Source organism: Synechococcus sp. W65.1, assembly GCF_047461615.1.
In the GTDB taxonomy this organism is placed as follows: domain Bacteria; phylum Cyanobacteriota; class Cyanobacteriia; order Thermostichales; family Thermostichaceae; genus Thermostichus.
Window position 1 is genome coordinate 1 of record NZ_JANSHI010000002.1, and the last position, 23,369, is coordinate 23,369.

Annotated in this window: 22 protein-coding genes; 13 read left to right on the plus strand and 9 right to left on the minus strand. The window is 61.0% G+C overall.

The window, feature by feature from the left end:
- The first annotated feature begins 68 nt into the window (after positions 1–68).
- The gene (locus NW806_RS01265; protein ID WP_414409725.1) at positions 69–1,406 is read left to right on the plus strand and encodes a (Fe-S)-binding protein; all 1,338 of its coding nucleotides are present in this window, start codon (positions 69–71) and stop codon (positions 1,404–1,406) included.
- Here NW806_RS01265 and NW806_RS01270 read toward each other — a convergent pair whose 3' ends face one another.
- Positions 1,407–2,351 carry a DnaJ C-terminal domain-containing protein gene (locus tag NW806_RS01270; RefSeq protein WP_414395011.1) on the minus strand — a complete coding sequence of 315 codons (945 nt, stop codon included), beginning with the start codon at positions 2,349–2,351 and terminating at the stop codon, positions 1,407–1,409. It lies immediately after the preceding gene.
- Positions 2,352–2,491: 140 nt separating this feature from the next.
- Positions 2,492–4,384: a molecular chaperone DnaK gene (gene dnaK / locus NW806_RS01275; RefSeq protein ID WP_414409726.1), complete on the minus strand. Its 1,893-nt coding sequence runs from the start codon at positions 4,382–4,384 to the stop codon at positions 2,492–2,494.
- Between the two features lie 630 nt (positions 4,385–5,014).
- Here dnaK and speA point away from each other — a divergent pair.
- Positions 5,015–6,940, plus strand: a complete 1,926-nt coding sequence (speA, locus tag NW806_RS01280) for a biosynthetic arginine decarboxylase (RefSeq protein WP_414405228.1) — start codon at positions 5,015–5,017, stop codon at positions 6,938–6,940.
- Positions 6,941–7,187: 247 nt separating this feature from the next.
- Here speA and NW806_RS01285 read toward each other — a convergent pair whose 3' ends face one another.
- The 3 genes from NW806_RS01285 to NW806_RS01295 all read right to left on the minus strand — a co-directional run bounded on the left by NW806_RS01285 (position 7,188) and on the right by NW806_RS01295 (position 9,381).
- The gene (locus NW806_RS01285) at positions 7,188–7,433 is read right to left on the minus strand and encodes a GlsB/YeaQ/YmgE family stress response membrane protein (RefSeq protein ID WP_414395007.1); all 246 of its coding nucleotides are present in this window, start codon (positions 7,431–7,433) and stop codon (positions 7,188–7,190) included.
- Positions 7,434–7,773: 340 nt separating this feature from the next.
- On the minus strand, positions 7,774–9,078 hold the full coding sequence (locus NW806_RS01290; protein ID WP_414409727.1) for a metallophosphoesterase family protein: 1,305 nt from the start codon (positions 9,076–9,078) through the stop codon (positions 7,774–7,776).
- Positions 9,079–9,129: 51 nt separating this feature from the next.
- The gene (locus NW806_RS01295) at positions 9,130–9,381 is read right to left on the minus strand and encodes an RNA recognition motif domain-containing protein (protein WP_414395004.1); all 252 of its coding nucleotides are present in this window, start codon (positions 9,379–9,381) and stop codon (positions 9,130–9,132) included.
- Between the two features lie 368 nt (positions 9,382–9,749).
- Between NW806_RS01295 and NW806_RS01300 the strand changes: the two genes are divergently transcribed.
- From NW806_RS01300 to def, 4 genes are all read left to right on the plus strand, one after another.
- Positions 9,750–9,926, plus strand: coding sequence for an NblA/ycf18 family protein (locus NW806_RS01300; protein WP_414395003.1), 177 nt, complete (start codon positions 9,750–9,752; stop codon positions 9,924–9,926).
- Between the two features lie 6 nt (positions 9,927–9,932).
- Positions 9,933–10,247 (plus strand): DUF2499 domain-containing protein, encoded by a 315-nt coding sequence (locus NW806_RS01305; protein WP_414395001.1) that lies wholly within the window; start codon positions 9,933–9,935, stop codon positions 10,245–10,247.
- A 3-nt stretch (positions 10,248–10,250) separates the two neighbouring features.
- Positions 10,251–10,556 (plus strand): DUF3593 domain-containing protein, encoded by a 306-nt coding sequence (locus tag NW806_RS01310; protein WP_414395000.1) that lies wholly within the window; start codon positions 10,251–10,253, stop codon positions 10,554–10,556.
- Between the two features lie 102 nt (positions 10,557–10,658).
- A complete protein-coding gene (gene def / locus NW806_RS01315) occupies positions 10,659–11,255 on the plus strand; it encodes a peptide deformylase (RefSeq protein ID WP_414409728.1) in 597 nt (198 codons plus the stop codon).
- A 1-nt stretch (position 11,256) separates the two neighbouring features.
- On the opposite strand, the gene NW806_RS01320 is transcribed toward def, so the two are convergent.
- Complete coding sequence (locus tag NW806_RS01320; protein ID WP_414409729.1) at positions 11,257–11,610, minus strand: hypothetical protein; 354 nt, start codon at positions 11,608–11,610, stop codon at positions 11,257–11,259.
- A 94-nt stretch (positions 11,611–11,704) separates the two neighbouring features.
- Here NW806_RS01320 and cbiD point away from each other — a divergent pair, with 94 nt between their 5' ends.
- The 3 genes from cbiD to fmt all read left to right on the plus strand — a co-directional run bounded on the left by cbiD (position 11,705) and on the right by fmt (position 14,624).
- Entirely contained in the window at positions 11,705–12,832 is a 1,128-nt protein-coding gene (gene cbiD, locus NW806_RS01325) for a cobalt-precorrin-5B (C(1))-methyltransferase CbiD (protein WP_414409730.1), read from the plus strand.
- Between the two features lie 64 nt (positions 12,833–12,896).
- Positions 12,897–13,607, plus strand: coding sequence for a hypothetical protein (locus NW806_RS01330; RefSeq protein WP_414409731.1), 711 nt, complete (start codon positions 12,897–12,899; stop codon positions 13,605–13,607).
- A gap of 24 nt (positions 13,608–13,631) precedes the next feature.
- Complete coding sequence (gene fmt, locus NW806_RS01335) at positions 13,632–14,624, plus strand: methionyl-tRNA formyltransferase (protein WP_414409732.1); 993 nt, start codon at positions 13,632–13,634, stop codon at positions 14,622–14,624.
- Positions 14,625–14,641: 17 nt separating this feature from the next.
- On the opposite strand, the gene radC is transcribed toward fmt, so the two are convergent.
- The 3 genes from radC to NW806_RS01350 form a co-directional block, all read right to left on the minus strand.
- Positions 14,642–15,373, minus strand: coding sequence for a RadC family protein (radC, locus tag NW806_RS01340; RefSeq protein ID WP_414395154.1), 732 nt, complete (start codon positions 15,371–15,373; stop codon positions 14,642–14,644).
- 247 nt (positions 15,374–15,620) lie between these two features.
- Complete coding sequence (locus NW806_RS01345) at positions 15,621–16,682, minus strand: CIA30 family protein (RefSeq protein ID WP_414409733.1); 1,062 nt, start codon at positions 16,680–16,682, stop codon at positions 15,621–15,623.
- Positions 16,683–16,801: 119 nt separating this feature from the next.
- The gene (locus tag NW806_RS01350; RefSeq protein ID WP_414409734.1) at positions 16,802–17,971 is read right to left on the minus strand and encodes a lipid-A-disaccharide synthase-related protein; all 1,170 of its coding nucleotides are present in this window, start codon (positions 17,969–17,971) and stop codon (positions 16,802–16,804) included.
- Positions 17,972–18,066: 95 nt separating this feature from the next.
- Here NW806_RS01350 and NW806_RS01355 point away from each other — a divergent pair, with 95 nt between their 5' ends.
- The 4 genes from NW806_RS01355 (at position 18,067) to NW806_RS01370 (ending at position 23,363) form a co-directional block, all read left to right on the plus strand.
- Positions 18,067–18,372: a hypothetical protein gene (locus tag NW806_RS01355; protein ID WP_414409735.1), complete on the plus strand. Its 306-nt coding sequence runs from the start codon at positions 18,067–18,069 to the stop codon at positions 18,370–18,372.
- A gap of 63 nt (positions 18,373–18,435) precedes the next feature.
- Positions 18,436–19,482 (plus strand): thiamine phosphate synthase, encoded by a 1,047-nt coding sequence (locus tag NW806_RS01360; RefSeq protein ID WP_414405240.1) that lies wholly within the window; start codon positions 18,436–18,438, stop codon positions 19,480–19,482.
- Positions 19,483–19,635: 153 nt separating this feature from the next.
- Positions 19,636–21,159 (plus strand): AAA family ATPase, encoded by a 1,524-nt coding sequence (locus NW806_RS01365; RefSeq protein ID WP_414405306.1) that lies wholly within the window; start codon positions 19,636–19,638, stop codon positions 21,157–21,159.
- A 131-nt stretch (positions 21,160–21,290) separates the two neighbouring features.
- A complete protein-coding gene (locus NW806_RS01370; protein ID WP_414409736.1) occupies positions 21,291–23,363 on the plus strand; it encodes an FAD-dependent oxidoreductase in 2,073 nt (690 codons plus the stop codon).
- The last annotated feature ends 6 nt before the right edge of the window (positions 23,364–23,369 follow it).

Here is a 23,369-nt window from a genome sequence, read left to right on the forward strand (position 1 = left end):
GGATCGCAAGCTGCCAATGGTCTCCCTGCATGGCCATGTAGAGCTGAGAGCGCGATAGGTCGAAGCCAATGAGTTTATCGCAAGGGCCGGGTTTTGATGGGGTGGATCCCCCGGATCCGAAGCTGATCGATGCCTGTGTGCATTGTGGGTTTTGCCTGACCACCTGCCCCAGCTATCGCGTCCTCGGCAAGGAGATGGACTCACCTCGGGGCCGCATCTACCAGATGGACGCCCTCAATCAGGGCCAAATCTCTCTCTCAGCGGCAGTGGTTTCCCACTTCGACACTTGTCTGGGCTGTTTGGCCTGTGTAACGGCTTGCCCCTCGGGGGTGCGCTACGACCGGCTGATTGCCGCTACCCGACCTCAGATTGAGCGCAACTACCGCCGCAACCTCTGGGATCGACTGTACCGCCAGTTGATTTTTTTCCTCTTCCCCTATCCGGAGCGGCTGCGACCGCTGCTCTGGCCCCTCTGGCTCTACCAAAAGATGGGGATCGGCGCCTGGATCCGCAAGGGGCTGGAAAAAATCTCCCCGCGGCTGGCGGCCATGGAATCGCTGCTGCCCCCTTTGCAGGTGGAGCACCTTTTGCCCAAGCGCTATCCGGAGCGGATCCCGGCGGTGGGCGAGCGCCGCTTTCGCGTGGGGCTGATTCTTGGCTGTGTGCAGCGCCTGTTTGCCCCCCAGGTAAATGAGGCCAGTATGCGCGTCTTAACCCACAATGGCTGTGAGGTGGTGATCCCACCTGCCCAGGGCTGTTGCGGAGCCTTGCCCCACCACCAAGGGCAATTGCAGCAGGCGAAAACTCTGGCCCGCCAGATGGTGGATGCTTTTGCTGGCTACGAGTTGGATGCCATTCTCATCACTGCCTCTGGCTGCGGGCATACGCTGAAGGAGTACGGCCACATCCTGGGTAAGGATCCCCACTACCAAGAGAAAGCAGCCCAGTTTGCGGCCAAAGTCAAGGACATCCAGGAGTTTCTTGCTCAGGTGGGGTTGACCGCTCCTCTCCATCCGCTGCAGCCGGATCCCTTGGTGCTGGTCTATCAGGATGCCTGTCACATGCTACACGGGCAGCGCCTTAGCCAGGAGCCGCGCCAACTGCTGCGGCAGATCCCGGGCCTGGAGCTGCGGGATCCCGTCGATGCTGCCCTCTGCTGTGGCAGCTCCGGCGTCTACAACCTGCTGCAACCCGAGGTGGCGGACGAGCTGGGATCCCAAAAGGTGGCCAACCTCCTCAACACCGGCGCCCAGGGGATCGTTTCCGCCAACATCGGCTGCCGCTTGCAAATCCAAAAGCACCTGCGCCTGCAAGGCAAGGCCAGGATCCCCATCTACCACCCCATGGAGCTCTTGGACCGGGCTCTCCAACCGCCCACTCCAGAGCTAGCCAAGGCAACTGCCTAGCTAGAGCTTGAGAGCGGCGCGGGGATCGTAGGACTGGATGCGCTGCAGCTTTTCGTAGAGCTCTCGTTCCTCCTCCGAAAGCCGCGTGGGCAAATAGATCTGAACTACCGCGTAGAAGTCGCCTCGCTCCCCGTTGCCCTTGGGAAAGCCCCGCTCTGCCAACCGCAGCTTCCGCCCTGGTTGCGTCCCTGGCGGGATGCGCAGCTTCACCAGCCCGTCTAGCGTGGGCACCTCCACCTGGGCGCCTAAGACCGCCTCGCTGGGACTAAGCGGCAGGTCGCAGTAGACGTCAAACCCCTCTAGGCGGTAGAAGGGATGCTCCTTCAGCTCGATCTTGAGGTAGAGATCGCCAGCACCCCCGTTGGGTTTGGGGTGGCCCTGGCCGCGCAGGCGAATCCGCTTGCCCGGCGTGATTCCCGGTGGGATGCTCACCTCAAGCACGCGATCCCCGCCCACCCGCAGGCGGCGCTTTCCCCCCTCAAACGCTTCCGAGATGGAAAGGTGGAGGGTGGCCTCCGCGTCGTAGTTGGCATTGGCCGAAGGACTGCTGCGGTCTTTGCCAGAGCTGCGCACTCGCCCTAGCAGTTGATCGATAAAATCCTGAAAGTCTTCAAACTGGTCGAAATCGACGCCCCCTCCCCCCAAGCCAAAGTCCTCGCCAAAGGAGCTTTCGCCAAAGGGGCTGCTGTAGGTCTCTCGCCGGTAGCGAAAGCCACCCTGCTGGTGGTACTGGCTGAATTGGTCGTACTGCCTGCGCTTGCTGGGATCGGAGAGAACCTCGTAGGCTTCGTTGATGTCTTTGAACTTTTCCTCAGCAGTTTTGTCGTTGGGGTTGACGTCTGGGTGGTATTTCCGCGCCAAGCGACGATAGGCCTGCTTGATCTCCTCAGCAGTGGCTGTCTTGCTAACCCCCAGAATTTTGTAGTAGTCCTTGAAGCTTTGCATGGAGGCATCCGCAGGCAGAGGGCTACCAACCCCGAAGAAGGAAGGAGGCGGGCTAGTGACCCTTGCCCATTCCCTCCCTCCTCCTGTTGAAACTGGCACCAGAAGCCGGATCCCTCCTTCCTAGAGGGATCCCGCAGGGGTTACTTGGCCTCAGTGAAATCGGCGTCAATGACGTCATCGCTGCCGCCGGCAGTCTTCCCTGCGCTAGCAGTGGAGCTAGAGGAAGCGCCAGCTTGCTGATAGAGCTCGCTACTCATGGCGTAGAGAGCCTCCTGCAGCTCCCGCTCCTTGCTTTGGATGGCGCTGTCGTCATCGCGCTGGATGGCCTCCCGCAGCTCCCGCACCAGGGTTTCGATTTGGCTGCGCTTGCTGGAGGAGATCTTGTCTCCCAGCTCCTTCAACTGCCGCTCGGCCTGGTAGGCCAGAGAGTCGGCCTTGTTGCGGCGCTCGATTTTCTCGCGGCGAGCGCGGTCTTCGGCGGCGTATTTTTCCGCTTCGGCAATCATCCGCTCCACCTCTTTGCTATCGAGCGTGGAGGCGCCAGTGATGGAGATGCTTTGCTCCTTGCCGCTTCCTCTGTCTCTAGCCGTTACCTTGAGGATGCCGTTGGCGTCGATATCAAAAGTCACCTCAATTTGGGGCACACCGCGAGGAGCGGGTGGGATCCCTTCCAGCCTAAAGCGGCCCAGCGATTTGTTGTCGCGAGCCAACTCCCGCTCCCCTTGAACCACGTGGATTTCCACCGAGGTCTGCCCATCTTCCGCTGTGGAGAAGATCTCCGACTTGCGGGTGGGAATGGTGGTGTTGCGCGGGATCAGCTTGGTGGCGATACCGCCCAGGGTTTCTACCCCCAGCGACAGGGGAGTGACATCCAAGAGCAGCACGTCTTTGACCTCGCCCGCCAGCACCGCGGCTTGGATGGCAGCGCCGACAGCCACCACCTCGTCGGGGTTGACGGTTTGGTTGGGCTCCTTGCCCAGCAGTTCCCTCACCAACCGCTGTACCGCCGGAATGCGGGTGGAACCACCCACCAGCACCACTTCGTTGATGTCAGCCTTGGTGAGCTTAGCATCCCGCAGGGCCTGCTCCACCGGACCTTTGCAGCGCTCTAGCAGGTCGGCGCAGAGGTGCTCAAAGTGGGCGCGCGAGAGCTTCAGCTCCAGGTGCTTCGGACCGTCGGCAGTGGCAGTGATGAAGGGCAGGTTGATGGTGGTCTCCAAGACGCTGGACAGCTCAATCTTGGCTTTCTCAGCAGCTTCTGTTAGCCGCTGCAGAGCCTGCCGGTCTTGCCGCAGGTCGATCCCTTCCATGCGCTTGAACTCTTCGGCCATCCAGTCGACGATCTTCTTGTCGAAGTCGTCGCCGCCCAGTTGCGTGTCGCCGCTGGTGGCTTTCACCTCAAAGACCCCATCTCCTACCTCGAGAATGGAGACGTCGAAGGTACCACCGCCCAGGTCAAAGACAAGGATGGTCTCGTTGGTGCGCTTATCCAAGCCGTAGGCCAAGGAAGCTGCGGTCGGCTCGTTGATGATGCGCAGCACCTCCAAGCCGGCAATGCGGCCTGCATCTTTGGTGGCCTGCCGCTGGGAGTCATTAAAGTAGGCAGGCACGGTAATAACGGCTTGGGTGACCTGTTGACCCAGGTAGCGGCTGGCGTCTTCGACCAGCTTGCGCAGCACCATGGCCGAGATTTCCTCGGGGGCAAATTCCTTGTTCATGCGGGGTGAGTACAACTTGACATTGCCCCGCTCATCCCGCCGCACCTGGTAGGGAACCCTCCTGGCCTCGGCGCCCACCTCGTCGTACTTGCGCCCGATAAACCGCTTGACGGAGTAAAAGGTGTTCTCGGGGTTGAGCACTGCCTGGCGACGGGCCATCTGACCCACGAGGCGCTCTCCATCCTTGGTAAAGGCAACTACCGAGGGTGTGGTGCGGCTCCCCTCGGCATTAGCAATAACCGTGGGGACACCCCCCTCCATTACGGCGACAACCGAGTTGGTTGTGCCCAGATCAATTCCTACAACTTTTCCCATCGGCTCCTTCTTCTCCTCTTTGTGTGTACAGGACTTCGGTTACCGCCGCCAGCCCATCCGCTTGTGGGGTAGCTTGGGCAGCCAACTTGCGAAAATCTGGCAAAGGCTTAGCCATTTCCTAAGCCGATCTTAACCAGGTGGTTGGCAGCGCTAGGGCGAGAATGCCGCCCATTTCTGGGGGTTGAAAAGCCGACCTATTACGGATCTCCGTACCTGCGGGGTTGGGGAGTCGAAGCTTCGGGGGTGGGGAGAAAAACTCATCCAGGGCCGCCACCGCAAGAGTTGCAGGCCCAGACCAACTTCACGTCGCCAATCACCCCTTTGCTGAGGAGCAGCCAGGCGTTCGTGCCCTTCCCCGCAGGGTTACAGCGGGGATCCATCGAGGCAAAAAAGAGCATTAGTGAGAAAGACTAAGAAAAACAGCAAAAGAAAGAGAAAGAGAGAGCTTGCCGCTAGAGCCTTTTTCAAGGAGCTCTCAAGCCCAAAGCCTTATCTGGCAAGGCTTAGGCGGTTTCCGGCACAGCGTCCCTGCTTGAGAAAAATCTTGACGCCTTCTGAAATAGAGCAATATATTGTGGATTCTGTGCGGAAATCCTGCGCTGTTCACATCTCGGTATCTGGGGGACTGCTATGCCGACTTTGACTCGTTCTCCCTGGACACTGCGAGACAGCGAAAAGCTCTATCGCATCTGCTACTGGGGGGAGCCCTACTTCCGTATCAACGCCGCTGGTCATGTGGAGGTAACCCCACAGGGCCTACAGCAGCAGGAACCGGGCATTGACCTGTACCACCTGGTGAAGGATCTGGTGGCGCGGGGTTTGCAGTTGCCGTTGTTAATTCGCTTTCCCGAGATTGTGGCCGACCGCATGCGGCAGCTTTGCCAGAGCTTTCAGCAGGCCATTGAGCGCTTTGGCTACCCCAATGTCTATCGGGGGGTTTACCCGGTCAAGGTGAACCAGCAGCGCCACCTGGTGGAAGAGGTGGTGAAGCACGGTCGCGCCTACCATTTTGGCCTGGAAGCGGGATCGAAGCCGGAGCTGTTGATCGCCCTAGCTCTACTGGACACTCCCGGGGCTTTGCTCATCTGCAATGGCTACAAAGACCGCGACTTTATGGAAACGGCCCTCTTGGCCCAGCGGCTGGGGCGCACGCCCATCATCGTCCTGGAGCGGCTGCAGGAGCTGGAGCTGGTGCTGCAGGCTGCCGAGCACCTGGGCATTGATCCCATGCTGGGGGTGCGGGCCAAGCTTTCTACCCAAGGCAGCGGGCGCTGGGGCACCTCGGCCGGGGATCGGGCCAAGTTTGGCCTTACAGCGACGGAGATTTTGCAGGTGGTGGAACGGCTGCGGGAAGTCGGCAAGCTGCACTGTCTGCGCCTGTTGCACTACCACATCGGCTCGCAGATCTCGATGGCGAGTGTGCACGGGCGGGCTGTGCGGGAGGCCAGCCAGATCTACATTGAACTCGTCAAGCTGGGGGCGCCGATGGGCTACCTGGATATCGGCGGCGGCTTAGGGGTTGACTACGACGGATCCCAGTCCGCCAGTCATTTCTCCCAGAGCTATAGCGTCGAGGACTACGCCGCCACCGTGGTGCAGACAGTGCTGACCACTCTGCAGCCGCACGGGATCCGGCCACCGGTGCTGGTTACCGAAAGCGGGCGGGCCTTGATGTCCCACCAGTCGGTGTTGGTCTTTGACGTGCAGGATGTCAATGTGGCTAGCCCCTACCCCATGCCTACCCACCTCACCTCCAATGCAGAGGTGATCCAGAAGCTAAACCAGCTTTACTACGAGATCCGGCCCGATACCCTAGTGGCCGATTATCGCCGCTGCCAGGAGCTAAAAGAAGCTGCCCTGCGCCAGTTCATCGAGGGATCCCTCAGCTTGCAGGAGCGGGCCGAGGTGGAGCGGCTGTTTTGGAACTGCTCCGACAAGATCTGTACCTTGGCCTACGAGCAGTACCAGGCAGGACAGCCCGTGGCTGTAGATCTCCTGGAGCTGGACGAGATGCTGGCCAGCATCTACTACGGCAATTTCTCCCTGTTCCAGTCCCTGCCGGATAGCTGGGCCATCGGCCAGGTCTTTCCCATCATGCCCATCCACCGTCTGGACGAGGAGCCGCGCCAATGGGCTACCTTGGCGGATCTAACCTGCGACAGCGACGGCAAGATCAACCGCTTCTTTGGCGAAGACGGCCAAATCACCTCGGTCTTGCCGCTGCATGATCCCGACGGGCAGCCCTACCTGCTGGGGGTGTTCTTGGGAGGTGCCTACCAGGAGATCCTGGGGGATCTGCACAACCTCTTTGGCGACACCAACGCGGTGCATGTCCGCACCCGTCCTGGCGGCTATCACGTCTCCCAAGTGATCAAGGGAGACACGATTGCTGAGGTGCTGAGCTGGGTGCAATACACCAGCGAAGACCTGGTGGAAGCCCTGCACCACGCCACTGAAGCCGCTCTACAAAGGGGGCAGATCACTCTAGAGCAGGCTAGGGCGCTGCAGCAGCACTTTGAAGACAACCTGCGGGCCTACACTTACCTGCACCGCTAGCTGCCCCTCTGCCATCCCAGCTTTAGCTCGTGGGGGTGGTGGGGGTAGCTGAGCCCTGCGCTGTACTCAGCGCCGGGAGTAGGTCACGGAAGGGGTGGGCTCTATGGCCCCCTTTTTCTAATGACAGCTTCCGGCCTGAGCAGAGGTGCTCCTTACCCGGCAATCTGAACCAGACACGGGTTTGATCCACAGCCAACCAAAGAAAGCAGGGTCACGCCAGCTATCCCTGCCCGCTGGCAACGTACTCTCAAGCCCGGCGAAGAAAGTTGACCAACGCCAACAAAACCAAAGCGCCAACGGTTGCCATCAACAATTTCCCCAGCAGACCTGTAGCCCATAAGCCGAGCAAGTTGAAAAGGTATTCTCCCACAACTGCTCCGCAAATGCCGACAATGATGTTACCAATCAGGCCAAAACCGTAGCCGCGCTGGATAGACCCTGCCAGCCAACCGGCAATTGCCCCGATCACTAGAGACCTTAGTACGCTTTCCATGCCCTTTGCTCCTTCTTTTCCCGAGACAAATCCACTCCACCTCCAGCTTCTTTCCAAGTCGAGACAGAGCCTGGCAGTGACATGATAACTGCAGGGATCCCTTGCTTTCCACGGCTCCCCAGCTCTACAAAAGGAAAGACTGGCAGGGTGAGATCTGCCAGCCTAGGTTAGTTCCCTGGAAGTGAGCTGAGAGCGTCGTTGCCAACGACTTCAACCCAGTTCCAGTCTCTGCCGTTTCCCCCCCTCCCGAAGTGATCCGGATCACGCGGCAAAGGTTCTTTAGAAGCGGCCCTGCTCCCCACCTCTGACCGACAAAGGTCAAAGCAATGGAGGCAGAGCCCTAGAACAAGGGCAATTGCTGCTCTTCCCAGTCGGCGGGGCTTGGAGGATCCACCTCCTCCTCGTTGGCATTCCCTTCCGGCAAGGGATCTGCTGCTTCCGCCAGCAACTGACGGGCAGCCGCCAGCAACTCGTTGCGCAAAGGGGCCAGATCGCTGCGGTCAGCTAGATACTGCTCCAGAGCCGTCAGGGGCTCTAGATGTCTGGGATCCAAGCCCGGCAAGCGGATGCGGCCAGGGCTGACCACTTCTGGGGCAATGGTGTAGCTGAAGGCAGGGGCAAGGGCTTGGTGCAGAGCCCGCTCGTCAATGCCATCGAGCTGGTCGGGGCGAAGGCGGTAGATGAGGCGTAGGATGGAGCCGGCTACAGGGGCCTTGGCAATGGCCTCCAGGAGTTTGGCTTGCACTTCTTGGGGGGGATAGGGGGTGAGATCGAGGCGGATGGTGTGAAAGGCGCGGGCGGGCAAGGGCAAAAATTCGTAGCTTGCTCCTGTGGCCGTAACCTCTGCCACTACGCAACCTTTTTCCTCTTTTTCCTCCCCGAAGTCCACCCGCTCGATGCTGCCGGGATAGATCACCAAGGGATCCCGACAGAGCACCTGGTGGCAGTGCACATGCCCCAAAGCTACGTACTGGTAAGCTGGCCGCGCCAGCAACCAGAGGGGCACCGTCAGGCCTTTGCCTACCGAAAGATGCCGCTCGGCCCCGTGGCGGGCTGTATCTACCATTACATGGGCTAGTAAAATTGCCGGGATCCCGGGCCGTAACCTGCGGGCCTCCCCTTCCAGCGCCAGATCCAAGCGCTGTAGCAGCTTCTGGGTCAGCCCTTCAGGGTCAAGGCCCAAGCCCTCTTGGCGGGCCAGTAGGGTGGAGCGGTTTAGCCAAGGCAGGGTGGTCACCTGGACTGGGCCGCTGCGAGTTTCAATCCAATGGGTCTGCAGCCGATCCCCGACGACAAACCCCGCCACCCCTAAGGCCCGGTAGATGGCTAGGCTGTTGCCCTCCTGGCCCTGTCCGTATTGGTCGTGGTTACCCACCAAGAGAACGGTCGGGATGCCGGCATCAGCCAACCGGCGAAACTGCTGGGCAAAGAGTTCTTGGTGCCGAGGGGGCGGCGTCGCATCGGGAAAGGCATCTCCCCCAAACAGAACTAAGTCCACAGCTAGCTCGAGGGCAAGGTCAATGCACCGCTGCAAGGAAGCCACAAAATCCTCCAAGCGGGTGTTCAGTCCCGTGGCCGGGTTGATGGAGCCGTAGGCTAGACCACTGCCCAAATGGACATCGGAAAAATGCAACAGCCTCACCATCTCAGCCGCCCTTCTCTAAATTCCAGGCCCAGCCTGGGATCCCTGCCTAAGCTAAGTTTCTCGGCGCGGCCGGGCCCACTCTAGCCGCAAGGGCCGACCCATAAATTCCTGACCGTTGGCAACGTTAATGGCTTCTTCTTCCTCCGCCTTGGTGGCCAACTCCACAAATGCAAAACCCCTTGTCTGGCCGGTTTCTCGGTCTCTCGGGATCGTAACCGACTTAACGTTCCACCGCTGCTGGAAGAAGGCTTTGAGCTCTTCAGTTGAAGCTTTATAGTTTAGGTTTCCCACAAAAATGGTCATAGCAATGTAAGCAAGGCAAGGCACAGGTCAGGAGGAGCAGCAGCCCCAGCTCAAGGTACTTCACTTCTACCATGACGCCTTGCTCGCTTGCCCAAAATAACAAGACGTAAAGGGATCCCTGCTCAAAAAGCTTCGCATCTCCCTATCCGAAATGCGCCCTCGTCAAATCTGTAGAACTGGACTTTTTCTGCTACTTCGTTGAGATCTCCCTCCCCCACCTAGCTACCAGGACTTGGCATCTTATTGCAGCTTGTTAAGGGAGATTGTTAAGATATGTGTTATCCTGACTGCGTCGCGCGTCAGGGGCAGGTTTGGAATAGCCCAAAGCAAGTCTCTGACCTACCCCCAAGCCTCTCGAGGTGACGATAATGGAGGAAACGCCAGGTCTTTCTTTGGAACAAGAATTTCGCCAGCGGGCTTTTGAGATGCTGGTGGCTCGCATGAGTCCCGAGCAAGCTAAGGACATCCTGGTCAAGCTGCACAAGCAAATGCTGCTGCAGGAGGCCACCTATCGCCAGTTGCTGCGCCAGTTCCTCAACGCCTAGGGGTGTATGCATGCCCTTTCATTTCCCACCTGGTGGATTCACGTGGCCAGCGTCTTGGAGTGGCTGGCGGCCATCGTTTGGGTGTGGCAGTTTGGGGAGCGAACGGGGCGCCCCGAATGGCGAAGCCTGAGCTGGGCGATGCTGCCGGCGCTGGTGGGAGCCATGTGTGCCATTACCTGGCACTGGTTTGACAACGACCCCAACTTGGAGGGGCTGGTGACTGCTCAGGCTGGGTTTACCCTGCTGGGCAACTGTACGCTGGCGTGGGCAGCCTACCGCATTTGGCGAGCCGAGCAGGCGGAGGAACGAGATCCCAGCTAAGCAATGAACAGCTTGTTTGCTCTCTCTCTGTTTCCCTACTTGCTCTTTTTGTTCTTCCTGTCGCGGCTGCGCCGGATCCCGCGCTTGGCGGTGGCGGGCTTTTGGCTGCTGCTGCTTTTTGTTGCCGTCAGCATCCCAGCAGGGTTGTATGCCCAGAAGCACTACGGCACTTCTTTAGCCAATGTGGATCCCCTCCATGGAGGGGCAGAGGCTTTTCTCACTCTCTCCAACATTTTGGTGGCCTTGGGCTTCAAGCAAGCCCTTGACCAGAAGGCCCAGGGATCCCCGAACAGCCCTGAGCAGTCGTGAGTCCTCAGGCCTAACTTCCAGGCGTCCCCGGGGTTTGAGCAAGTGTAGAATGAGGGGACCAGCTAGACAAGCTGATGTTTGTTTTGTTAAGAGACCTGCCCGATGGTGGCCACGCTTTCTGTCCCCAAAGTTAAACTCAAAAACCCACCGCTGCGCATCTATCGCATGGGGGACAAGGTGCTGCGGCAACCGGCCAAGCGGATTAGCCAAGTCAACGACGAGATCCGCCAATTGGCGCGCGATATGCTGCAGACCATGTACAGCGCTGATGGCATTGGTCTGGCAGCGCCACAGGTGGGCGTTCCCAAGCGCTTGATTGTGGTGGACATCTATCCCGACAAGCCAGAAGTGCCGCCGCTGGTACTGATTAATCCGGAGATCCGCGAGTACCTTGGCGAAACGGTGGCTGCTCAGGAGGGTTGCCTAAGCATTCCAGGCGTCTTCTGTGAGGTTCTACGCGCCCAGGGAGTGGTGGTGTCGTTTAAGGACGAAAGCGGACGGCCCCGCACAATCCAAGCCGATGACTTGCTAGCGCGAGTCATCCAACACGAAATCGATCATCTCAACGGTGTGCTGTTTGTTGATTACGTGGAAAACGAACTGCTGCTGGATCAGGAGCTGCGCAAGCATGGCTTCCAGATGCAGGATGTGCAACGCAGAGCTAATCCCCTTGCCGCTCCTGCCCTGAAACCTCGCTAGGTTATTTGCGCAGGCGCTGGGCCAAGAGCTGCTCCTCCAGGGCGGCAATGCGGTTGTAAGCAGCAGTTAGCTGCGCGCTCAAGCGCTGGATCTGAGCCTCAGGGGCAAGATCATAGGTCGGCTGGCGGTTGCCGACTACAGGCGGATCCTCCTCCAGCAAAAAGTTATGGCTCCCATCTCCAACCAAGTCGGCGTTTAGGGTGCTATAGCAGGAGGAGGCGGGCACAGCTTTTTTGGCCTCTTGCCACGCCAGCAGGGCAGCGGCCACCTGCTCTGGCAGCCGTTCAATGGCAGCTTTTAGCTCCTGAATTTGCCCCTCCAGACGCTCAAAATAGTGCTGCAAGGTTTCGCTCATAGCTGCCCCGCTCTTAACTCTTTACTCCCATTGAAAGAGACAGGTTTCTATCCCTCCCTCCCTTCGCCCAGATCATTTAACGATTGAACAAAAAATGCAGGATTCCCTCCCCTCCTCCCCTCAGCGAGGTTACACCTTGCCCGTGTTTGCAGTGGCTGCTGCCAAGGCAGCCTTTCATCACCTCCTCAAGATTCCCTTGCCCCAGGAGGGTGGTTGTCCCGTCGTGGCAGTGCAGGTGGAGCCTGAGGTGGGATCGGTCAGGATCCCGGTGGAGCAGGTGGCCACGTTGTCGGAGAACACCGCTTTAGCCATCACCCGCTCGGATCCCGGCCCTCACCTGGATCTCACCCGCAACACGCCGGTCTGGGGGTGGGTGGCTCTGGAGGAAAGAGATCCCACCGCCCCCCCTTTGCTTCTAGAAGCGGGCGAGGGGCTGGGGCGACACGCTGACGGCAGCCCAGCCATCTCTGCCTACGCCCGGCATCTGTTTGAGGTCAACCTTTTGGCAGGGATCCCGGAGGGTTATCGCCTGCGGGTGCGCATCATTTTGCCGGAAGGCAAGCTGCTGGCAGAACGCACCTCCAATGCTGCTTTCGGGGTGCTGGAGGGGCTAGCGCTGGTGGGAACACGGGCGGAGGTGGAGCCTTCTGCCAGTGCCGAAAGTCTGGAGCAAGCCCGGCAAGAGCTGCAACAGAAGCTCGAGCAGCACAGGCAGCTGGCCTTTTGCCTAGGCAGCCACGGGCAACAGGTAGCCCTGCGGCAAGGGATCCCGGCAGAGCAAATCCTGCGGGTAGCCAATTGGGTAGGGCCGCTGCTGGTGGAGGCGGCGCTGCGGGGGGCGGAGGCCGTTCACTTGATTGGCTACCACGGCAAACTCATCAAGCTAGCAGGCGGCATCTTCACCACCTCCAGCCATGTAGCCGATGCCCGCCTGGAGATTCTGGTGGCAGCCTTGATCCGCTGTGGGGGAGCAGCCGAGCAGGCGCGACGGCTGTTGGAGCTGGGAACGGTGGAAGCAGCAGTGCAGTACCTGGAAAGCCTGGGTTGGGCAGAGCCGGTGCTACAGGCCCTGGCTTGCCGAATCTGCGAGCGGGCAACAGCCTATGTGCAAAAGTACGCCGGCCGATCCCTAGCGTTGGCGGTAACGTTGTTTGATCGACAAGGGCAAGTTTGCGTGCAGGCGGGGCAGGGACTTAAACCTCAGCCTGCTCAAACCCTCTAGTGGTTTTCAGCAACTCTAGGCGCTGAGCTAGGTTGGATCCGAAGCTACCCAGGGATCTCCACCAGTGGCTACTTCTTCTGCAGCTTCTCCCCAGCCTCCTCTGTCGGAGAGGGTGGCGCGCCTGCAGGCAGCCCTGAGTGCCCTAGGGTTGAGCTCTCTCCAAGTCCAGGCGCGTCTTTCCGGCCACCGCCTGTTGCTGCGTTTAGAAGGGGAGCCCCTTCCGGATCCGGATTGGCTGCTGGAGAGCCTCCTGCCAACCCTAGAGGAAATGGCGCTGAGCTACCGGCAGCGCCAGGTGGAGCTGTTCGGCTTTCCTTCCAACGAAGGGATCCCGGAATGGCACCGCGAGTGGCGCTACCAGCCGCCGCCCAACCCCAACAGCCCCTTGTACCGTGCCCGGCAGGGGGATGAAGAGGCCCTCCAGGAGGTGCTCAACTACTTGCTCCACCCAGAAGGAATCCGCGCTCGGGTTCACCTGCATCCCAAGCTGGGCTGGCTGCAGATTAACTTGCAGGCTGCAGAGGCGCCGGATCCGGCCTGGGCCAAGGATTTTGTGCGGCGGGTTCTAACGCGCTTAGAATTGACCTTTGTGCAACGGCTGCGGCTTTCTGGGCAAAAGCTAAGCTCTTTCTTTCCAAGCTGGAGCCAGGAATTCGATCTCAAACAGCCCGCCTTTTGGCAGGCTCCCCCAGCCAGGCTTTCTCCCTTTCCTTCTCCAGCAGCCGACGCTGCCGATGGCGAGCCCCCTCGGCTTTCCCCTGCCGCTCTAGACTAAAGGGCAGGGCTTAGGGGGTCGGCCATGCGGGTTGTCTTCTTTGGCACGCCGGAGTTTGCCCTACCTTCGCTCCAGGCTCTCCTGCAGCCGCCGTCTCCTTTTGAAGTAGTAGGATTGGTCTGCCAGCCGGATCGGCCCCAGGGACGAGGACAAAGGGTGCTTCCTCCGCCCACAAAGGTCCTTGCCCAAGCCCAGGGGATCCCCGTGTGGCAACCTGTCCGTTTGCGGCGGGATGCAGAGGTGCTGGCGGCGCTGGCGGCGCTGGCTGCCGATGTGTTTGTGGTGGTGGCCTATGGCCAAATCCTGCCACCGGCGGTGCTGCAGATGCCCCGGCTGGGCTGCGTCAATGTCCACGCCTCCCTCCTGCCGGCCTACCGCGGCGCTGCCCCCATCCAGTGGGCCATTGCCAACGGCGAGACCGAGACTGGGGTCACCACCATGCTCATGGACGAGGGCCTAGATACAGGAGCCATCTTGCTGCAGGCCAAGCTGCCCATCGGGCCGGAGCAGACCGGCTTGGAGCTGACCTCCCAACTGGCCCAACTGGGGGCAAGTCTGTTGGTGGAGACGCTGCTGAAGTTGGAAAAAGGAGAGCTGACCCCCATTCCTCAGGATGACTCGCGGGCCACCTACGCCCCCCTGCTCAAAAAACAGGACTTCCAGCTCGATTGGCGGCGCTCGGCACAGGCTTTGCACAATCAAATCCGCGCCTTTTCCCCCAACTGCTTTACCGGCTTGCAGGGGCAGCGGATTAAGATTGTCCGCTCCGCCTCTCCTCAGTTGCACCCGCCACCTAATCCTCTTCCCCAGGGCAGCCCTGGAGAAGTCGTGGGACTGGCCAAGGGAGAAGGGGTGTACGTGGCTACCGGCGAGGGATCCCTCCTAATCCGACGGGCCCAGCTGCCTGGCAGAAAAGAACAATCGGCCTGGGATCTGGTCAACGGCGGCCAGCTCAGGGTGGGCATGCGCTTTGAGCCGCTTTTGGAGACCGATAGTTCCTCTCCCCAGGGAGAGTAGGTCAGGGGGGTGGGGGTTTATTCTGGCTGGGGAAACTCCTGCCAGAGGTTGGTGTGTTGGCGCAGGCTGAGGAACTGACCACCGCCCAGGATGAGGTGATCCAAAACGGGGATCTGCAGCAGTTGTCCCGCCTGCAGCAGTTGCCGCGTGAGAGCCAGATCCTCGGGGCTGGGATCCAAGCTGCCAGAGGGGTGGTTGTGGGCCACCAGGATGCGGCTAGCTCCCTGCTTGATGGCGCTGCGGAAGGTTTCCCGGGGGTGGGTGAGGGTTTCCGTGGCGGTTCCCCGCGTTACGATCTGCTGGCCGATGAGGCGGTGCTTGATATCCAGGTGCAGGACGGCAAAGTGCTCTTGGGCCTCCCACATCAGGTCAGCGCTCAGGGCCATGGCCGCCTGTTCTGGCGATTCAATCACCGTCAGCTCAGGTGGTCGGGCCAAAAAGATCCGCCGCCCCAGCTCAATGGCTGCCAGCACCGTTGCCGCCTTGGCCGGGCCGATGCCCTCAATTTGAAGCAGCTCCCCGGCCTCCACCTGGCGCAACTGGGCAAGGGGATCTCCTTGCGCTTCCAGTTTTTTGAGGAGCAATTGGGCTAGGCCCAAGGCAGAGAGCTTGCCCGGCCCCTGGCCTGTGTTGAGCAAAATGGCCAGCAGCTCGGCGTGGGAGAGGCTTTTGGCCCCTTGGCTGAGCAGTCGCTCGCGCGGGCGGTCCCGAAGGGGAAGGTCGCTAATACGCAGCACATACTGGCCCATATTCTTCAACAGCCAAAAGGGGCTGCTACAGGCTGGGATCCCAGGTTACCAGGCAATCGGGCACCTACGCCGTGCTTGCCAGGAACCCGCAGCGGATCTCAAAGATAGGGTACAAACGAGCGCAGCCCATAGGGGCCAACCCTTGGATCCCAACCAGTGCGCCTAGAGCTCTCCACCTCTGCCCAGAGCGCCCAGCCTGACGGGCCTTGTCAGCAGCCCAAAGGGATCCCCGGCAGCGGGTCAAAGCTTAGCCGGGGAAAGCTTCTAAAGGCACCACCCGGCCCACACTTTCGGGCGAGCGCAAAAGGCGCAGCAGGTGAGCGGCTAAGGTAGATCCCTCGATCCCGGCGGGAATTTCCACCCCACACCAGCGGCTGGAGCTCTCCTGCAGGGCTGTCACCCACGCGGGCGACAGGGATCCCTGGGCCACCCCAATCAGTTGCGGCAGGGGGTCACCGCGGTAAAGCCCAATCCAGCGCAGGCCCAGCTGGAAGGGCCCAGGCCGAAAACGAGGGTTAGGGCTGCCGTCGGCTTCAAACTTGCTCAGCATTAGCTGCAGCGAATAGATCTGGCGGGTATTCAAGGGGGGAGCGGCAACCCGGCGGGCGCGAAAGGTGGGCACCATCTCGGCAAAGGGAACCTGGACGGTCTGCTCCTCCTCGGGGGTGGTGTCGAAGGCGTAGGCGTAGGCTGGGCTGTCCCAGCCGCCTTGATCCCTGAGCAAAACCTTGTAGCGCTGTCCATCGCCCCGCAGCCGCAGCTCCAGGCCAGCAAACCCTGAGGCGTCCAAGGGAGGCTGCCAATTGCGCGTGCGCGTGGAAACAAAGCCGCCGAAGTTGGCCGTGGAAACCTGGCCCGTAAACAGCAGCTCGCCCTCTCCCCAGAGCAGTTGGCTCTGGCTCACCCCACCCATTACCACATCGTCCAAGATGCCCCAGAACTGGTTTAACTGGGGGTTGGGCTGGCGGAAGTCAAAGAGTATCTGTTCCGTTTGGCCGCTGCGGCGCAGCCGTTCCAGGTGGGCCCTGGCCACCTCTGGCGCTCCCAGCCCTAAGATCACCCTGGCTGTCGCACAGTCCTGGCTCTGCCCCACCTCCGCCCCTTGCTGGCGCAACGCCTCTGTCAAACCCTCGGGCAGGCCATCGCCCAAAAGAACCAGAGGAAGGGAAGTGGCTGGCGTCAGAGAAGAAGGCGTAAAGGGAACTTCTAGGCTTTGAAAGCCATTCTGAAGCCAGCGCCAGAAGCTGGCAAAGGGTAGCACCTCGTAGTAGGTGAGGGTGTTCCAAAATCGCCCTAAGTCCCAGGTCATCTCTAGCTGCTCCAAAATGCCCTCCAAGTAGGCAGAACCGGCTACCTACCCAAGGGATCCCCTTCTCCAGCGTAGGCAAAGGGGCAAGGGTGCGGCAGCAGTTGGGGAACCGCCACAGATTAGTCCCGGGGACCGGCAAGCAGGGCTGCGATCTGGTCGGCAATGCGCTGGGTGGCCCCAGGGGATCCCATGCGCCGTTGCCCGTGGGCCCGCAGTTGGGCGGCGTAATCGGGATCCCTGGCTAGGCGATCCAGAATTTGGCGGAGCACGGCAGGGGCCTGCTGGGGAGAAGTGAGGTGGACGGCGGATCCCAGAAGGCGGCTTTGGGCTTCGGCAAAGCGCGGGGTAAATTGTGGCCCCTCTCCCGGCAGGGTAACCACTGGCTTTCCTAGGCCGACGCATTGTTCCGTGGCCGTCCCCGCCATGGCCAACACCGCCGTAGCTCGGTGGGCACAGGTGCCGAAATCTCCCCACACCAGCAGCAGGTCGCGGCGCCGCGACGGGATCTTCTTCTGAAGGGGATCCCGCTCCAGGTTGGGGCTGAGGGCTGCATAGACTTGGATTTCCGGCGGCAGTTGCTCTACCACCTGCATCATCAAGGCCCAGTTGCGGTAGGCTTCCGGAGGACGGGATCCCGGCAGCAACAGCACCGCAGGCCGGCTGGGATCCAAAGGCAATTCCCCCCGCGGCTCTAGGTCGTCCATCATCGGGTTGCCCAGGTAGAAGGCTCTCAGGCCCCGTTGCTGTAGGCCAGCTGCCGTCAGCTCATCCCGCAAAAAAGAACCCAGGCAGCGCCTGTGGGCCATCAGCCAGCGCTCCCAGGGCAAGTAGTCGGAAGCCGGCTGGCCCAGCCAAGGGCGGCGGTAGGGCCCCCGCTCATCCCGCCAGTAGTAGTCCGACTTGGCCGTACCCACGAAAACGTAGGGGATCCCGCTCCACCACGCCATGGCCAGGGGCACAATGTCTCCCACGGCTAGCACTAGCTCCACCTGCTTGGCTAGGCAGCGCACCAGAGCCAGTTGCTGCCTCGTCAGGCCCAGCAAGCCAGCGCGCAGATCCCGCCACAGCTGCCGCCAATCCTGGTAGATAAATCCCCCCGAAGGCATTACCTGGGTCAGGGGCAGCAGCGGGATCCCTCGCCGTCGATACGCCACCCCTTCCCCCACAATCGGCAGGGCCTGCACTGGGATCCCTCGTTGGGTGAGGGCTGAGGCAATGCGGCTAGCCACCTCATCTTCTCCGTGGCCATTGCTCAGGCACAGCACCCGCGCCAGATTTTGGGAGTTCATTGCTGGGGGAGGTTGTCGTCTCCAGCCAGACTAAACGAGCCTACCAAAGCCTACCGAATTAAAATAGGGCCAATCTGAGAGAGAAAGCCGGGGCGATGATCCGAAATGAGCGACAGCGAGCCGAGTTTATTGCAGCGGTGGAAGCCTTGCGCCTGGAAGGGCCCTACTTCGTCGAGAGCCGTCTTAGCCGTCAGCGGGGACCTTTTTGGCGGGCGGTGAAGGATGTGGCCGCCGGCCAGCCCTGGTGGGAGATCCGCTACTTTCCTGCCTGTGAGCGCTACGCTTGGGCCTACCTGCCGGAAGGGATCGGCCCCCGTGAGTTTGCCTGGGGACACACGCCCCAGCAGGCTTTCCTCAACGCCCTTTGGCAACAGCCTGCCTCCTCTTCGGACAAGGGCTAGCCCAGGTGCCGGAGAGACTATTCCAGTTTAGAGTAAGGATTAAAACTCCCACGCGCAGGGGACATGAAACCACAAGCCGTTGCCCGGATTCTCGATGCCAACCTTGACCGCGCTCGCGAAGGGCTCCGGGTACTGGAGGAGTGGTTTCGCTTTGGCCTGGAGAACGGCGAGCTGGCTAGCGAGTGCAAAGCTATGCGCCAGGCCCTAGCCCGTTGGCACAGCAACCCACTGCGGTTGGCCCGCGACACCCCTGCCGACCCCGGCACCCAGCTCTCCCACCCCCAGGAGGAGGAGCGGCGGGATCTCAGCCACCTGTTGCAAGCCAATTGCAGCCGCGTGCAGGAGGCGCTGCGGGTGCTGGAAGAATACGGCAAGCTGGCCGAATCCCAGCAGTGGGTGGCCCCTGGCCTGGCCAAGCTGGCCAAAGACATGCGCTACCACCTCTACGTTCTTGAAAGTGAGCTGTTGGGCAGATCCCTGCGCCGACGGCTGTTGGCAGCCCGTCTTTACCTGGTCACCAGCCCGGTGCCCCACTGGCTGGAAGTAGTGGAAAAGGCGCTGCGGGGCGGGGTGACCTTGGTCCAGTACCGCCGCAAGAACCTGGCCGACAGGGAGATGCTCTGGGATCTCAAACAGCTGCGGCAACTGTGCGACCGCTACCAGGCGTTGATGATTGTCAACGACCGGGTGGACTTGGCCTTGGTCAGCCAGGCGGATGGGGTACACCTGGGCCAGACGGATTTGCCAGTTGCCCAAGCCCGACAACTGCTGGGATCCCAACGCCTGATTGGCCTGTCCACCACCAACGCTGAAGAGTTGGCCCAAGCCCTCGCCAGCGACGTGGATTACATTGGCGTCGGCCCTGTCTACGCTACCCCCACCAAGGCGGAAAAACCGCCTGCGGGCCTGGAGTACGTGCGCCTGGCTGCCGAGAAGGCCTCTCTGCCCTGGTTTGCCATTGGCGGCATCGATCTCCACAACCTGCCGGAGGTGCTGCGGGCAGGCGCCAGTCGCGTAGCCGTGGTGCGGGCCCTGATGGAGGCGGCGGATCCCACCCAGACCGCCCGTGCCATGCTGGCCGAGTTGCAAGGGATCCCTGCTCTATCCTGAAAGAGGAAGAGCCTACTTTTCATCCCCCTGATGGCAGAGTCGGCAAAAGAACTCAGAGAGCTCACGGATCGCAACCAGAAAAGCGGCGGCGATCCCAGCCTAAGTGGGATTGCCACTGAGGTGCAAGGGGAGCTGATCCAGGAGCTGGATCTGATGATCCGGGCCCGCTACCCCCTGATCTACCTGGTCTCCCCGGAAGAGGAGCCGGCCGATGCCGTGCTCGTGCAGGTAGCCAAGAGAACCGATCCGCCCCGACGGCTGCTGTTTTGGGACGTGGTACGGGGCTGGCAGGATAGCGGCGAAGACCGGGGTTCCCTCATGGCCGCCCTGGGGCGGGTGTGGCGCTCAGCTCCCCAGGAAGACACCCTGTTTGTGCTGCGGGATCCGCACTTTGTGTTGCGCAACGCCACCAGCGACAAAAACGCCCCCATCCTGCGGGAGCTGAAAAACCTTAGCCGCGAGCTCAAGCGCACCCGCAAGACCTTGATCCTGCTCAGCCATACTCTGGAGGTGCCCAGCGACCTAGCCGAGGAGGTCACCGTTGTCGATATTCCCCTGCCCAACAGCGAAGAGATTAGCCGCCTCATCCAGCTCTATGTAGCTCCCGAAAAACTTAAGCTCAGCCCCTTGGGTCGCGAGCAACTGGTCAAAGCCTGTCAGGGGCTAAGCCGAGAGCGCATCCGCCGCGTTTTGGCCCGCGCCCTGGCCGCCAAGCAGGAGGTCAACGAGGCCGATATCGACCTGGTGTTGGAGGAGAAGAAGCAGGCCATCCGCCAGACGGGCATTCTGGAGTTTTTCACTGCCCGCGAGACCCTGAAAAATGTGGGTGGGCTGGACAATCTCAAGGCTTGGGTGCGGGTGCGCCAGGAAGCCTTTACCGAAGAGGCGCGGCGCTACGGCCTGCCCAACCCCAAGGGGGTGCTGCTGGTGGGGATCCAGGGCACCGGCAAGTCCCTCTCGGCCAAGACCATCGCCAACGAGTGGCGGCTGCCCCTGTTGCGGCTGGATGTTGGGCGGCTGTTTGCTGGGATTGTTGGCGAGTCGGAAAGCCGCGTGCGCCAGATGATCCAACTGGCGGAGGCCATGGCCCCCTGTGTGCTCTGGATTGACGAAATTGACAAGGCCTTTGGCAACATCACCAGCGGCGCCGACGGGGACTCGGGCACCAGCCGCCGGGTGTTCGGCAGCCTCATTACCTGGATGCAGGAGAAAACCAGCCCGGTCTTCATCGTGGCCACTGCCAACAATGTGCCCCTCTTGCCGCCGGAGCTGTTGCGCAAGGGCCGCTTCGACGAGATCTTTTTCCTTAACCTACCCACCCACGCCGAGCGCAAGGAGATCTTCCGGGTACACCTGCAGCGGCTGCGCCCCAACCGCCTGCGGGAATTCGACCTGGACGCTCTAGCAGCCGCAGCTCAAAATTTCAGCGGCGCCGAGATCGAGCAGGCTATCGTGGACGCTATGTACAACGCCTTTGGGGGCAGTGGCAGTGGCGCTCGGCGAGACTTCACCCAGGAAGACATCCTGCAGGCCATCCGCGAAACCGTGCCCTTGGCCTCCATTGCCCGCGAGCAGATCGAAAGCCTGAAGTGCTGGGCTGCCCAAGCCGGCGCTAGAGTTGCCTCTCAAGATGCTCAGGTGCTGCAGGAGATGAAGCAATGTTTTGCGGCTTCGTAGAGCCCCTAGGCGGGGGTTGAGGCCCTGGAGTCGGCTCCCACCAAGCGGCTTACTGAGGCATTGGGAACCTAAGCGCTCCTCCCCTCGTGTCACAATGGGTAAAGATTGGCTTCTTTTTGTGTCTTGGCCCTGTGCTCAAGCCTCTGTACTACCGCGAGATCCCTTGCCCAGAGACCGCTCAAGTGCTGCGCTGGCTGCAGGAGCACCTGCCTTTGCCTACGGGCAGCCAAAAGGTGCTGACTCCTACTGGCCTGCGCCTACAGGGATCTGGAGCGGAGCTGGCCGTTTTCCTTTGGTCGGGGCTAAACACCACCTATCTCAAGATCTTCCAGTGGTCAGAGCGGCCTTTTCCCCAGCAGGGCCGCTGGCTAAAGGAAGTGGAAAAGGCTATCCAAAGCCAGTTTCCCCACCGCTACCCGCAGCTGCCCCCTATCGATCTCAGCCAGGGATCCATCTTTGAGCAACTGGAGCCCTTTTACCCGCAGACGGTAAAGTATTTCCGCCGCATCCCCAACGGCGAGTTTGACCTGCAGCGGGTTTACTGGTGGGAGAGGCGCTGGCGGGAGGAGGTACAGTCCCCTCCTACTCAGCGGCCACCGGTGCTGTTGCGTCAGCCTGCCCCCCAACCTGCACCCTTGGAGTGGGACTTGGTGGTGGTGGGCGGAGCCCTGGGAGCCATCTACGGCGCGGCCATGGCCCGCCTGGGCTACCGCGTGGCCTTGGTGGAACGGCTTCCCTTTGGCCGCATGAATCGGGAGTGGAACATCTCGCGGCGGGAGCTGCAGACCCTGGTGGACTTCGGCCTCCTCAGCCCTGAGGAGATGGAGAGCCTGATTCTGCGGGAATACACCGATGGGTTCAACAAGTTTTTTGATGGCAACAGCCCTGTACGCGCGCCCGTCCTGCACACGCCAACGGTGCTCAACCTGGCCATCGATGCCGAAAAACTCCTGCAGCTCTGCGGCCAGATCCTAAAAGCCTGCGGCGGCGCCATCTACGAGCGCAGTGAGTTCCAGCGGGCCTATATCGAGGAGCAAGGCGTCACGGTGGTGGTTAGGGACTTAACCACTCGAGAAGAGTTCTGCCTGGGAACCCGCCTGTTGGTGGATGCCATGGGGACAGCTTCCCCCGTTGCCCAGCAGCTCTACGGCCGCCGCGCCTTTGACAGCGTTTGCCCCACCGTAGGAGCTACCATTGCAGGGGGGTTTGAGCCGGGAGTTTGGGATCCCCAGTTTGGCGACATCCTGGCCAGCCATGGAGACATCAGCCGCGGTCGACAACTGATCTGGGAACTGTTCCCTGGGCCAGGGGAGGATCTCACCTTCTACCTGTTCTACTACCACCAAGTACACCCGGAAAACCCGGGCTCCCTCTTGGAGTTGTATGAAGACTTTTTCACCATCCTGCCTGAGTACCGCCGCTGTGACCCAGAGCGCCTGCAGTGGAAGAAGGCCACCTTTGGCTATATCCCCGGACGCTTTGGCCGGCAGCCAGCTCCCGCAGAGCCCTTCGACCGCGTTCTCTTGATTGGGGATGCGGCAGCCCTACAGTCGCCCTTGAGCTTTACGGGGTTTGGATCCCTGGTGCGCAACTGCCCCCGCCTTTGTGACCTACTGGACACAGCCTTGCGCCATGATCTGCTCAAAGCGGCCGACCTAGCCCAGATTCGCGCCTATCAGGGCAACTCGGCGGTGACCTGGCTGTTTTCTCGCGGCATGATGGTGCCCACCGGTAAGGTACTGCCGCCCGAGCGCATCAACGCCATCCTCAACAGCTTCTTTGGCATTCTCACTACCGAGCCGCCAGAGGTGGTGGACGACTTTATCAAAGACCGGGCTGGCTGGCTGGCCTTTAACCGCATGGCCATCAAGGCAGCTCTGCGGAACCCACGGCTGCTGCTGTGGATTTGGGAGGCAGTGGGGGCGGAAGGCTTTGCCCAGTGGCTACCCACCTATTTCAGCTACACCGGCCTGGCCTTGCTCTCGGCCTTGCTGGGGGGCTGGTTCCCCAAGCTGCTGCGGCGCCTGCAGCTCTGGCTGGAGCCTCGCTACCCGCGCCTCTGGCTGCGCTGCCTAAGCTGGAGCTACACCCTCACTTACGGTGTCGGCCGGCCGCGCCTCGAGTTCCACCTTCCTGCTCCTAGTTCTTCTGCTAAGCCAAGCGTCCAAAATCCGATACCGAGCTGGATAGAAGAAAGAGTCTAGCTCATG

Excerpts from the sequence above, each read along its gene's own strand:
- NW806_RS01265 (WP_414409725.1), top strand. The coding sequence starts at position 69 with ATGAGTTTATCGCAAGGGCCGGGTTTTGATGGGGTGGATCCCCCGGAT.
- NW806_RS01270 (WP_414395011.1), bottom strand. The coding sequence starts at position 2,351 with ATGCAAAGCTTCAAGGACTACTACAAAATTCTGGGGGTTAGCAAGACA.
- dnaK (WP_414409726.1), bottom strand. The coding sequence starts at position 4,384 with ATGGGAAAAGTTGTAGGAATTGATCTGGGCACAACCAACTCGGTTGTC.
- speA (WP_414405228.1), top strand. The coding sequence starts at position 5,015 with ATGCCGACTTTGACTCGTTCTCCCTGGACACTGCGAGACAGCGAAAAG.
- NW806_RS01285 (WP_414395007.1), bottom strand. The coding sequence starts at position 7,433 with ATGGAAAGCGTACTAAGGTCTCTAGTGATCGGGGCAATTGCCGGTTGG.
- NW806_RS01290 (WP_414409727.1), bottom strand. The coding sequence starts at position 9,078 with ATGGTGAGGCTGTTGCATTTTTCCGATGTCCATTTGGGCAGTGGTCTA.
- NW806_RS01295 (WP_414395004.1), bottom strand. The coding sequence starts at position 9,381 with ATGACCATTTTTGTGGGAAACCTAAACTATAAAGCTTCAACTGAAGAG.
- NW806_RS01300 (WP_414395003.1), top strand. The coding sequence starts at position 9,750 with ATGGAGGAAACGCCAGGTCTTTCTTTGGAACAAGAATTTCGCCAGCGG.
- NW806_RS01305 (WP_414395001.1), top strand. The coding sequence starts at position 9,933 with ATGCATGCCCTTTCATTTCCCACCTGGTGGATTCACGTGGCCAGCGTC.
- NW806_RS01310 (WP_414395000.1), top strand. The coding sequence starts at position 10,251 with ATGAACAGCTTGTTTGCTCTCTCTCTGTTTCCCTACTTGCTCTTTTTG.
- def (WP_414409728.1), top strand. The coding sequence starts at position 10,659 with ATGGTGGCCACGCTTTCTGTCCCCAAAGTTAAACTCAAAAACCCACCG.
- NW806_RS01320 (WP_414409729.1), bottom strand. The coding sequence starts at position 11,610 with ATGAGCGAAACCTTGCAGCACTATTTTGAGCGTCTGGAGGGGCAAATT.
- cbiD (WP_414409730.1), top strand. The coding sequence starts at position 11,705 with ATGCAGGATTCCCTCCCCTCCTCCCCTCAGCGAGGTTACACCTTGCCC.
- fmt (WP_414409732.1), top strand. The coding sequence starts at position 13,632 with ATGCGGGTTGTCTTCTTTGGCACGCCGGAGTTTGCCCTACCTTCGCTC.
- radC (WP_414395154.1), bottom strand. The coding sequence starts at position 15,373 with ATGGGCCAGTATGTGCTGCGTATTAGCGACCTTCCCCTTCGGGACCGC.
- NW806_RS01345 (WP_414409733.1), bottom strand. The coding sequence starts at position 16,682 with ATGACCTGGGACTTAGGGCGATTTTGGAACACCCTCACCTACTACGAG.
- NW806_RS01350 (WP_414409734.1), bottom strand. The coding sequence starts at position 17,971 with ATGAACTCCCAAAATCTGGCGCGGGTGCTGTGCCTGAGCAATGGCCAC.
- NW806_RS01355 (WP_414409735.1), top strand. The coding sequence starts at position 18,067 with ATGATCCGAAATGAGCGACAGCGAGCCGAGTTTATTGCAGCGGTGGAA.
- NW806_RS01360 (WP_414405240.1), top strand. The coding sequence starts at position 18,436 with ATGAAACCACAAGCCGTTGCCCGGATTCTCGATGCCAACCTTGACCGC.
- NW806_RS01365 (WP_414405306.1), top strand. The coding sequence starts at position 19,636 with ATGATCCGGGCCCGCTACCCCCTGATCTACCTGGTCTCCCCGGAAGAG.